The 12,048-nt window shown below is 45.7% G+C and carries 10 protein-coding genes; all 10 read left to right on the forward strand.

Going from position 1 to position 12,048, the window contains the following annotated elements:
• Positions 1–9: 9 nt before the first annotated feature.
• The 10 genes from dapA (at position 10) to BLS14_RS01765 (ending at position 11,986) form a co-directional block, all read left to right on the forward strand.
• Complete coding sequence (gene dapA, locus BLS14_RS01720; protein ID WP_072732416.1) at positions 10–885, forward strand: 4-hydroxy-tetrahydrodipicolinate synthase; 876 nt, start codon at positions 10–12, stop codon at positions 883–885.
• Between the two features lie 477 nt (positions 886–1,362).
• Positions 1,363–3,042 carry a ribonuclease J gene (locus tag BLS14_RS01725; protein WP_063566368.1) on the forward strand — a complete coding sequence of 560 codons (1,680 nt, stop codon included), beginning with the start codon at positions 1,363–1,365 and terminating at the stop codon, positions 3,040–3,042.
• 215 nt (positions 3,043–3,257) lie between these two features.
• Positions 3,258–4,031 carry a ClpP family protease gene (locus BLS14_RS01730; RefSeq protein WP_371121193.1) on the forward strand — a complete coding sequence of 258 codons (774 nt, stop codon included), beginning with the start codon at positions 3,258–3,260 and terminating at the stop codon, positions 4,029–4,031.
• Complete coding sequence (locus BLS14_RS01735) at positions 4,028–4,258, forward strand: YlzJ-like family protein (protein ID WP_090949127.1); 231 nt, start codon at positions 4,028–4,030, stop codon at positions 4,256–4,258. Before BLS14_RS01730 ends, BLS14_RS01735 begins: the two co-directional genes overlap by 4 nt.
• 90 nt (positions 4,259–4,348) lie before the next feature.
• A complete protein-coding gene (locus tag BLS14_RS01740; RefSeq protein ID WP_090949129.1) occupies positions 4,349–7,063 on the forward strand; it encodes an FtsK/SpoIIIE family DNA translocase in 2,715 nt (904 codons plus the stop codon).
• A gap of 187 nt (positions 7,064–7,250) precedes the next feature.
• Complete coding sequence (gene sleB, locus BLS14_RS01745; RefSeq protein WP_063566365.1) at positions 7,251–8,081, forward strand: spore cortex-lytic enzyme; 831 nt, start codon at positions 7,251–7,253, stop codon at positions 8,079–8,081.
• 126 nt (positions 8,082–8,207) lie between these two features.
• The gene (gene yfmF, locus BLS14_RS01750; protein ID WP_063566364.1) at positions 8,208–9,488 is read left to right on the forward strand and encodes an EF-P 5-aminopentanol modification-associated protein YfmF; all 1,281 of its coding nucleotides are present in this window, start codon (positions 8,208–8,210) and stop codon (positions 9,486–9,488) included.
• Positions 9,489–9,491: 3 nt separating this feature from the next.
• Entirely contained in the window at positions 9,492–10,772 is a 1,281-nt protein-coding gene (gene yfmH, locus BLS14_RS01755; protein WP_090949133.1) for an EF-P 5-aminopentanol modification-associated protein YfmH, read from the forward strand.
• 1 nt (position 10,773) lies between these two features.
• Positions 10,774–11,544: an elongation factor P 5-aminopentanone reductase gene (gene ymfI / locus BLS14_RS01760; RefSeq protein ID WP_079694667.1), complete on the forward strand. Its 771-nt coding sequence runs from the start codon at positions 10,774–10,776 to the stop codon at positions 11,542–11,544.
• Positions 11,545–11,722: 178 nt separating this feature from the next.
• Positions 11,723–11,986, forward strand: a complete 264-nt coding sequence (locus BLS14_RS01765; protein ID WP_063566361.1) for a DUF3243 domain-containing protein — start codon at positions 11,723–11,725, stop codon at positions 11,984–11,986.
• Positions 11,987–12,048 lie beyond the last annotated feature (62 nt).

Here is a 12,048-nt window from a genome sequence, read left to right on the forward strand (position 1 = left end):
GGAATCGAATTGGACTTTGGAAGATTGATTACAGCAATGGTCACTCCGTTCAACGAACAAGGGGGGATCCATTGGGAGGAAACTGCACGTCTGATAGACTATTTGATTGAAGATCAAAAGTCAGAGACGCTTGTTATTTCAGGAACAACTGGAGAATCTCCCACGCTTAGCGACAAAGAAAAAGTAGAACTATTCGAATTCGCAGTAAAACATGCGGCTGGACGGTGCAAAATCATTGCTGGAACGGGTAGCAATAACACCGCTCATTCAATCCATCTGACACAGGACGCTGAACGTGCTGGTGTAGATGGTGTTTTGCTTGTTGTTCCTTATTACAACAAACCAAGTCAAGAGGGAATGTTTAGACACTTTGAAGCGATCGCGAACGCGACGAAACTGCCGATTATGTTGTATAACGTTCCTGGACGTACAGCAGCCAGCCTTTCGGCTGCAACAACGCTTCGTTTGGCACAGATTCCTAACATTGTAGCTACGAAGGAATGTGTATCGTTGGAGCAAGTCACGCAGATTGCTGCGAGTGCACCGGGACATTTCAGGGTGTATTCCGGTGACGATGCTTCTGGCTTGCCAGCCATTGCTGTAGGTGCTTACGGGATCGTTAGTGTTGCTAGCCATGTGGTAGGCGCTGAGATGAAACAAATGATTGATTCATACTTCGGTGGTGCACCTGTACAGGCGGCTCAGATACATCAGAAGCTGTTTCCGGTGTTCAAAGGTCTATTCGAGTGCCCGCAGCCTTTACCGAACCCTGTAGCGGTGAAATACGCTTTGACATTGCGCGGTCTGAACGTCGGATCTGTTCGCCTTCCGCTTATAGCCGCAACAGAGGATGAGCAAGGTTTTATTCGTGCCTTGTTCAACTAGCAATAATACGATATTGAACTGATTTGTTAACTTTTATAAACCCATAGAAATTGCAGAAGAACCGTTCCTCATTTAAGAGGAGGCGGTTCTTTTTTTTGACGATGATTGTTAGGTTTCTTTTCACAACTGGAGGCAAACGTAGAGGTTAACGAGAGAGTGACTTGTTTTTTTTGTTTTTAATCATGTATAATGATGTCAAGTGACTGGGTGCGGTATTTTTTTGAAATTGAAAGCGACATCGTTTCTTGGTGTAGCTTTGTGGTGAAAAAGGAAGGAACGGCTAAGAAGGATCATTTCAAAATCCATTTTGTTGGTGAAGGGGAATAACTTCGAAGAACTTCTTCCAAATATCGTGAATAAAGGTGCTCTTTTGCATTCATCCCTATTTACGGGCATGGGTGTGATGGACTGCTTTTCTTAACTTACAATAAAATAATAAGGTACGACGTCCAACTACCATAGGAGGTTTAGATTCATTTGTCTAAGAAAAATAACAACGATAAACTGATGATTTTTGCTTTGGGCGGCGTAGGCGAGATTGGTAAAAATATGTACGTCATCCAATACGCGAACGACATTGTAGTCGTAGATGCTGGTCTTAAATTCCCGGAAGAAGATATGCTTGGAATCGACATTGTCATTCCTGACATCTCTTATCTAACTGAAAACCGTGACAAAGTAAGAGGTATTATTTTGACTCACGGACATGAGGATCATATCGGTGGTCTGCCATATGTTCTGAAACACTTGAATGTTCCGGTATACGGAACAAAGCTTACTCTCGGACTTGTGGAGAACAAGCTGAAAGAAGCCAATTTGCTGGGTGAAACAAAACGCATCCTGATTGATGCGGATTCCGAGATTCAACTCGGCTCTGTATTGAAAGCAACGTTCTTTGCTACTAACCATAGTATTCCGGATTCCGTCGGCGTATGTGTCGAAACACCGGAAGGCGCTGTTGTTCATACAGGTGACTTTAAATTTGACCACACTCCAGTCAATGGTCAATATGCAGATCTCCAGCGTATGGCACAGATCGGAACCAATGGCGTACTTGCCCTCTTGTCCGATAGTACCAACGCAGAGAAACCTGGATTTACACCTTCGGAGAAAAATGTGGGTATCGTTCTGGAAGATATCTTCCGCAAAGCAAGCCAACGTGTCGTTGTAGCAACATTTGCTTCCAACGTACACCGGATTCAACAGGTTATCAATGCAGCTGAAGTAACTGGACGTAAAGTCGCAGTTATTGGACGCAGTATGGTAAATGTGGTGGGTATTGCTTCTGAACTGGGTTACCTTGAGATTCCAGACGGCATGATCATTGAGCCGGAAGAAGTAGGCAAAATGGCTGCAGACCGTGTAGTAATTCTCTGCACAGGTAGCCAAGGCGAGCCGATGTCAGCATTGACACGGATGGCTCGTTCCACTCATCGTAAAGTAGATATTTTGCCTGGTGATACAGTAATTATTGCTGCAACTCCAGTTCCAGGTAATGAGAAATATGTAGGCCGTACGATTGATGAACTGTTCCGTCTGGGTGCCAACGTGCATTACAGCGGTGCAAACAGTGGCGTTCACGTATCCGGTCACGGTAGCCAGGAAGAGCTCAAGCTGATGCTTAACCTGATGAAACCAAAATATTTCCTGCCGATTCACGGTGAATTCCGTATGCAGCGCCGCCACGCGGTACTGGCTGAATCTGTAGGTATTGAACCAGACAACATTTTCATTACGGATATTGGTGAAGTTGTTGAAATTCAAGGTGGAGCAGCACGCAAGGCAGGTAAAGTTACTGCAGGTAACGTGTTGATCGACGGCTTGGGTGTAGGCGATGTAGGTAACATCGTATTGCGTGACCGTAAATTGCTGTCACAGGATGGCATTCTGGTTGTCGTGGTAACACTGAGCAAACAGGATGGCAAAATTGTTTCCGGTCCGGACATCATCTCCCGTGGATTTGTCTATGTACGCGAATCGGAAGGACTGCTTGATGAAGCGAATCGCATTGTCAGCAGCACATTGCAGAAGTTGATGAGTGAGAACGTTAACGAATGGGCTTCACTCAAAACGAATGTTAAAGATGCACTCGGACGCTTCTTGTATGAGCAAACTCGTCGTAGACCGATGATTTTGCCAATCATTATGGAAGTTTAAAATAAATCAAACAAAAACATAAATTCAGGCACACAGTCGCCCCTTCTCTACGAGTAATATTGGACGGTTCCTCGTAGAGAAGGGGCTTTTTTTGTTTTTTTCTGGCCTTACACCAGATTATGGAGAAATTGATGAGTAATCGGGTATAAGTCAGCTGGAACATTCCCCATACTAAGGAAATACATTACATGTTTCTGGAGAAGGGGAGTAATCGAATGAGCGAATATATGAAAAACAAGCAAACACCCAAATCGGAACAACCGGGCACCGAGACACCGGAAGTGCCTGCACAAGAGGAAAAGGCGATGTCACCTGTAACGGAGGCTATTCAGCAATTTGGACAGACGCAGTCACCTGCAGCTGAATCGAACATTTTCTGTATGACCATTATCGGTCAGGTGGAAGGGCATTTAATTTTACCTCCGCAAAACAAAACAACAAAGTATGAACACCTCATTCCTCAGCTGGTTGCAGCAGAGCAGAATCAGCGAATCGAAGGAATTCTGATCATTTTAAACACGGTAGGAGGAGATGTGGAGGCGGGCTTGGCTATTGCTGAAATGATTGCTTCACTCAGCAAACCTACGGTTACTGTCGTCATTGGAGGAGGGCACAGCATCGGGGTTCCAATCGCGGTTGCTTCAACCTATTCCCTGATCGCGGGTAGTGCAACAATGACCATTCATCCGATCCGTATGAACGGACTCGTGATAGGCGTGCCTCAGACGTTTGAGTACATGGAGAAGATGCAGGAACGTGTCGTAAGATTTGTTACGTCGCACTCCAATATCTCTGAAGAAATGTTTAAGGAACTGATGTTTAAGACAGGTGAACTCAACCGCGATATCGGAACAGCTGTGGGTAGCGCAGATGCGGTTAAATATGGATTGATGGATGCCGTAGGCGGGATCGGCCAGGCCATCGCTCAATTGAATCAGCTCATAGGAGACAAAAGACAGACGCTGCAGGCAGGGGGTTATACCCAATGACGCTCTACACAGTGATGCCACCTGAACTGTTGTGGTCAGGGATGTGGAATGAGGGAGAAGAAACCCGGGAGATCAAGATGAACGGATTATTGATGCAGGTCAGACCTGTTAATGAAAATGAAGCTGTCATTGTACGTTTACTTGAATGCCCCTTGGAAGCTTATCTAAATCCCGCCAATATGCCCGGATCGATCGTTCCACTTTCGGGTAACCCGGGACCAACATAACGTGACCAAATAAGACAAATTGAGCAGAAAAAGAACATATGTACGGATTATATTTGTATGGTATAATATTCTTCTGGGGGTGACCTGATTTTGGCCAGAAGAAAAAAGAGGAAAAAAAAGGGCGCAGCATTTAGCGGCGTTTTAAAATATGAAATTTACGGCATTGTGCTTATTACCCTTGCCGTCATTGCTTTGTCGGGTGAAGCAACCGTAGGGCGCTCGCTTTCCAAGATGTTTGGATTGATGCTTGGCAAGTTCTATTTTGCGATTCCGCTTATAGGGATTTATTATGGCTTAATGGTGATGATTCATCGAAAATGGCCAAGCGGCTGGACAACGCGCAAGACAGGGCTCGTATTGCTGGTGTTTGCTTTAACCCTGATGAGTACCGTCTCTGCTATGCACCAGAAGCTTATACCGGTTGGAGCCCTTGAGCCTGGTGCTGTACTTACACAGATACATAATGATATGCAAACCGAGTTACTCACGCCTGCTGCGCCAGGCGAACGGGATTCGATGCTCAATAAGGACATTAGCGGCGGTTATATAGGAGCGGCGCAGTTTGCCTTGTTCTTGTGGTTGTTTGGCAGCTTGGGAGCACGATTGATTATGATCGTGATGTTCGTTATCAGTTTCATGCTAATTACCAATCTTTCTTATGTCGATCTGATTCGCATTTTCAGAACCAAGATATGGGATGCAGGAAGTGCGATGTACAAAAAGCTGGAAGCTAGACCAGCAGCACGTGCCACTTCAAGCTCGGCGGGCAAGAAAAGCGGGAATGTTCGCAAAGTGGTGCCTGTTCCAGTGGACGACGAGGAAGATGATGACGATGATATGCAGGATCAGCAACTACCGAAACGAAAAGCACCAATATTTTTCCAACTCTTTGGAAAATGGGGTTCTGATCGGGAACGGACGAAGGCTGAGCGTGGAGTGGCCGAGGATGATTCTTTAGATACGGAACATATCGTCTACCGAGCCGAGCAGGAAACGCCTGCAGATTCATGGCATGACGAGCCAATCATCGCATCCGATGATATGGCTCCCGCAGCAGTTCCTGTGCAATCAAGACCTAATTCGGCTCCAATCATCCGTGACTTCTTTGAGCATGTCAGATCCGAGGATGCGGGCAAAGATGATGATCTGGATGATGCATATCCTTTCCCAGATGATCTAACGGCTAACATGCAGGGAGAAGGGATCCCAATCAAGATCTCAGATGAACTTGTGGATAACAATGAGTGGCCTGGAGCGACGGATGCTGTTGAGGGTAGTTCAGACGTTGGGTCTACGTTGAGCAATGGGGCTCAAGGTTCGGTTGTTTCAGATACGGAGGGGCAGGAAGTGCAGCCAGTTAAGCCACCACCACCACCTCCGAAACCTTATAAACTTCCGTCATTCAGGCTTCTTTCCAAGCCGAACAATGGAGGTAAGGGTGGCGACCAAAAGGATTATATGCAGACTGCACGCAAGCTGGAAGCAACGCTGGAAAGCTTCGGTGTTCGTGCCAAAGTACTTGAAGTAGTCAGAGGACCTGCTGTTACACGGTATGAGATCCAACCGGATATTGGTGTGAAGGTTAGCAGAATTGTAAGTCTGACAGACGATATTGCTTTAGCCCTGGCGGCAAAAGATATCCGAATGGAAGCACCCATTCCTGGTAAATCCGCTATCGGTATTGAAGTACCTAATGGAGAGGTATCCGTAGTAACAATGCGGGAGGTTATGGAAACAGCCACATTCCAGGAAGCTGAATCCAAAGTGACCATTGCATTTGGACGAGATATCTCAGGACAGACGATCATCGGTAATCTGGCTCGTATGCCCCATTTGCTGGTGGCTGGTGCGACGGGTTCAGGTAAATCCGTATGTATCAATGGTATTATTACGAGCATCCTGTACAAAGCGAAGCCGGATGAAGTGAAATTTTTGATGGTCGATCCCAAAATGGTCGAGCTAAACGTATATAACGGAATTCCGCATCTGATGGCGCCAGTCGTAACGGATCCTAAAAGGGCTTCACTTGCTCTCAAAAAGATCGTTGTTGAGATGGAGAAAAGATATGAGTTGTTCTCCAAATCCGGTACACGTAACGTTGAAGGTTATAACAATCTGATGAAAGACAACCCAGCGGCGGTTTTGCCTTACATCGTTGTTATCGTGGACGAGCTGGCTGACCTCATGATGGTTGCCGCGGGTGACGTGGAAGATGCGATTGCCCGATTGGCTCAGATGGCGCGTGCCGCCGGTATCCATCTGATCATTGCCACACAGCGCCCTTCTGTGGATGTTATCACTGGTGTAATCAAAGCCAACATTCCGTCCCGGATTGCCTTTGGTGTATCCTCTCAAGTGGATTCTCGAACCATTCTGGATATGGGTGGGGCCGAGAAGTTGTTAGGTCGGGGAGATATGCTGTTCATGCCAATGGGAGCTTCGAAGCCGGTTCGTGTACAAGGTGCTTTCATGAGTGATGAGGAAGTTGAAAATATCGTGAATTACGTGCGTGGTCAAGGTGAAGCGCAGTATGACGAATCCATTGTGCCAGAGGTGGACGATTCCGTTCAGGCAGCAGATGAAGTGCAGGATGAGTTATATGAACAAGCAGTGCAGATTATTTTGGAGGCTAAGCAAGCTTCCGTTTCTCTACTGCAGCGCCGAATGCGAGTGGGTTACACGCGCGCAGCACGTTTGATTGACTCCATGGAGGCCCGAGGTGTAATTGGTCCTTACGAGGGCAGTAAACCAAGGGAAGTATTGATCTCACTGGAACAGTATCAACAGAATAAAATAAGCTCGTAATACACAGCATGTGTAAACGATCCAAGCCCTTAACCTTATTGGTTGAGGGCTTTTTGCATGCCATTTGACTGAAGATTTGCCATGATGTCCAATGATCGGAGGATTTGGTGCATAGGAACGAAGTATGCTTGTCATAATAACCTTAGCGATTCTGTTAATCCCACAAGAGAAAGGTAGAGCACAGTCGATGCGAAAAATGAACATATGGCTTTTCACTGCTATTTTGCTGATGTCCGCATTGGGAATTCGTTATTTGCTTCCAGGGAATACAGCAACCGAAAGTCCAAACCCAAGTACCCCGCAAGTCGAAGAGAAGTCGATACCCACCTTTAGCACCAATGCTGTGAAATATGGAAGTTACGGTCAGGATGTATACGAGCTTCAAGGCCGGCTAAAATATTTGGGATTTTACAATGGTAAAATTGACAGTAATTTCGGCAGCACTACATTGAAATCGGTAAAATGGTTTCAATCGGAATTCGGCATGAAGGCAGATGGTGTAGTTGGAGCTAAAACCAAGCTGAAACTTTACAATGCTTCAAAACAATGGTCGCCAACAGAAACACCGTTGCACAAGGATCAAACTTCAGGAGATAGTGGGAAAAATAACAATACTGCGGATAAAGAGCAGGACAATATGGGCTCAGCCAATTCCATGGGATTGTCAGAGAACGAAATCAAAATTATGGCTAACGCCGTATATGGTGAATCTCGCGGAGAGCCATTCGAAGGTCAAGTTGCAGTAGCGGCAGTTATCCTGAATCGCGTGAAATCACCGAGTTTCCCGAACACACCGTCAGGAGTGATTTTCCAGCCGGGTGCGTTTACTGCCGTTGCAGACGGACAGATTTATCTTGAACCGAATGCACAAGCTAAAAAAGCAGTTGAACAGGCGATGAATGGTTGGGACCCATCCGGTGGATGCCTCTATTATTTTAATCCGAAGACAGCTACATCCAAATGGATATGGACACGTCCTCAGGTAAAAACAATCGGGCAGCATATATTCTGTATGTGATGATCTTGGAAGCAACCAGAAGGCGTGACTTCGGTTGCTTCTTGCCTTTTGAATGGGTTAAAATGGTTGTTACGTTTAAGCTTCACTTCTTGCACGATAAATGACGCCGTAAAGGGGTTTTGACATTTGAATACATCAGGATTTGAACGAGGAAACCGGAAAGAATTCCGCATACATGTTCTTCCTACGAAACGTTTTAAGACATTTGCGATCTCACTTTACGCAGGGGTTCCCCTGCAGGAAGATACGGTTACCAAAGTAGCCTTAACACCTTTCGTACTTCGGCGTGGGACCGAATCCTATCCGGAAACAACGCAATTTCGTGAACAATTGGAACATTTGTATGGAGCGGGTTTTGGTTTTGATGTCTATAAACGTGGCGATTACCAGATCGTACAGTTCCGTATGGACACCATTAATGATTCCTTTGTTGGTGGGGACGAGCAGCTGTTGGATCGTTCTTTTGCTTTTTTGGGAGAGGTGCTTACACGCCCTGCACAGGAGGATGGACATTTCCGAACCTCTTATGTTCAAGCTGAGCGGGAGACTGTTCGCAAAATGCTGGAGTCCATCGTCAATGACAAAATGCGTTATGCTGCGGAACGTAGTATTGAGGAGATGTGTAAAAACGAACCTTACCGCTTGCACCCGCTTGGTGAGCGAAAGGATTTGCCGGGCATTGATCCAGATACATTGACAGCTTCGTATCAGGAATGGTTACAGCAGGCAAGTATGGACTTGTATGTGGTGGGCGACACCACACTGGAAGAGGTAGAGAATCTGGTACAGCGTTATTTCAATGTAGAACGTGCCACCTCTTCCGACTATCATACACAGGAAGCTATTCGTGGAGATAAAGAAGTGGAAACCGTTGTAGAACGGCTTAATGTTAATCAGGGTAAGCTCAATATGGGGCTTCGCACGTCTATCACATATGGTGACCCTCAGTATGCGGCAGCATTGATGTATAACGGCATTCTCGGAGGATATCCTCATTCCAAGCTGTTTGTTAATGTTCGTGAAAAAGAAAGTCTGGCGTACTATGCCTCATCGCGTTATGACGGACATAAGGGTATTGCAACGATCCAATCCGGGATTGAAATCCCCAATTACGAAAAAGCAGTCATGATTATCAAGCAGCAGCTGGATGAAATGAAGAACGGGAATATTACTGACCTGGAGATGTCTCAGACCAAAGCGATGATCCGTAATCTGCTCAAGGAAATGCAGGATTCTGCGTTTGAGCTAATTGCTTATGATTTCAATCGACAGTTATCCGGCAAAGAGCGGACCGCCGAGGAACTGCTGGCCCAGGTAGAACAGATCAGCAAAGAAAATGTTCGTGAGGCGGCAGAGAAATTCCGTCTGGATACGATTTATTTCTTGCGTGATGAGAAGGGGGAATAGTCGGTGGAGAGCATAACATACGATCGTTTGCAGGAAACGCTGTATTACGAAGTGATGGATAACGGGCTGCATGTTTATATTTTGCCTAAACTGGGTTTCCAAAAAACTTATGCCACGTTTGCAACCAAATACGGTTCGGTCGACAATCATTTTAAAGTTGAAGGACAGGAAGAAGTAAAGGTTCCGGACGGAATTGCTCATTTTCTGGAACACAAAATGTTTGAAGAACCAACAGGTGATATTTTTGCCACATTTGCTTCTCATGGAGCTTCTGCCAATGCTTTTACCAGTTTCGATCAGACTGTTTATTTGTTTTCGGCGACGGAATATGTCAATGAAAATATACAAACATTAGTTGATTTTGTGCAAAATCCTTACTTCACCGATCAGAATGTAGAAAAGGAAAAAGGGATCATCGCACAGGAAATTAATATGTATGCGGATAATCCAGATTGGCGCGTTTATTTTGGCCTGATCGAGGCGATGTATCAGAAACATCCCGTGCATATTGATATCGCCGGAACCGTTGAATCCATTGGCACCATAACCAAAGAAACGTTGTACACGTGTTACAACTCTTTTTATCATCCAAGCAACATGCTTCTGTTTGTCGTGGGTGGAGTAGACCCGCAGGAAGTGATTGATATGGTTCGTTCGAACCAGGCAAAGAAAAATTATAAACCTCAAGGGAAAATCGAGCGGATATTTGAACCGGAACCTGAGAAAGTGGGGGAAGCCAGACGTGAATCCAAGTTGGCCGTTTCCCTGCCCAAATGTTTGTTTGGCTTTAAGGAAACTGATGTGGGACTAACTGGAGAAGACCTGCTGCGCCGGGATATGACAACCAAACTAATGATGGATCTGTTATTTGGTTCCAGTACCTCGCTATTTCAAAAATTGTATGATGAAGACCTGATTTCGGACAGCTTTGGACATGAATATAACAGTTCGCCGCAATACGCTTTTTCTGCTATTGGCGGGGACACCAAAGACCCTGATCAACTGCTTGCGCGTATCCGTGAAGAAGTCGATGCTATTGTGGAAAAAGGCTTTGATGCAACCGATTTTGAGCGCGCACGCAAAAAGAAAATAGGTGGATATTTGCGTATGCTCAATTCACCAGAAAACATTGCAAATGAATTCACGCGGCAGCAATTCCGTGGTGGTGATTTTTTCAACATGCTCCCGTTGTATGAATCGCTTACACTGGAAGAGGTAAACCGCAGATTGAAAGAGCATATTCGTTGGGATCAACTGGCGATATCGCTTGTCGTGAGTCCTTAATATGGAGAGGGGAACAGGACAATTGAAGCCAATTGGAGAAATGACGGTACTTGTAACGGGCGCGAGCGGAGGCATTGGAGCGGCCATCGCAGAGCGTTTTGCCAAGGTGGGCATGAATGTAGTGATTCACTATATGAAATCGCATGAAGCAGCTAATGAAGCTGCGAGAAGGTGCATGGAACAAGGCAGTGGTAAAGTCATGACGGTGTCTGCTGATCTTCGCAGTCGGGAGCAAATTGAACGTATGCGTGAGAAGCTGGAATCACATGGGCTGATGCCGGATATTCTGGTGAACAATGCAGGGATATCTCATTATGGAATGCTGGCCGATGTTACGGAAGAAATCTGGGATGAAGTGATGGCGATCAACCTGAAAGGCACGTTCTTGTGTACACAGGAAATGATGCCTCACATGATCTCCCAAAGATACGGTCGAATCATTAACGTTTCGTCTATCTGGGGACTGTCGGGTGCCTCTTGTGAGGTGTTGTATTCTACAACCAAAGGTGGTGTAAATGCATTCACCAAAGCTCTCGCCAAAGAGTTGGCTCCATCTGGCGTAACGGTGAATGCTGTAGCTCCAGGCGCGGTTCAAACATCCATGTTGAACCATCTGGATCAGAATGAACTAAAAATGCTGGAAGAGGAAATTCCGGCAGGAAGACTCGCCCAGCCAGATGAAATCTCCTCACTGGTCTACTTCCTTGCACTTCCCGAGTCCGGATATATTAATGGGCAGATTATAAGTCCAAATGGTGGCTGGCTCACGTAATATATGGGTGCGCGAATTCAATTTTGTTTTAACTTCGTAGGTATTGCCTTGATGGAAATTAATGATTTGTAGATGATCTTCGATTTAATTCAAAAATGCTCGTATATAAAATGTCCGGGAAGCACATATTACAACTGTTGATTTTAAATCTCATGCGTCAAGCAAAGGAGGATTTATCATGTCAACAGAAAAAACGGTGCTCACGAGTTTTGACACTTGGAAGAAGTTTTTGGGTGACCGCGTACAGCAAGCAGAGAAGATGGGAATGAATGAAGAAACCATCAACAAACTTGCGTATGAAATCGGTGACTTCCTGGATGAGAAAGTAGATCCGGCGAACCCTTCCAACCGGGCATTGAAAGAACTATGGGAAGTCGGCGACGAGGATGAACGTCGTACGATTGCGTGCCTGATGGTCAAATTGGCCAAACAAAACGCATAAGATTACAGATGGAGAGCTCCCGCAAGGGGGCTTTTCTCTAATGATTACACATTGATTACAGA

Origin of the sequence: Paenibacillus sp. OK060 (assembly GCF_900101205.1) — a bacterium.
In the GTDB taxonomy this organism is placed as follows: Bacteria; Bacillota; Bacilli; order Paenibacillales; family Paenibacillaceae; genus Paenibacillus; species Paenibacillus marchantiae.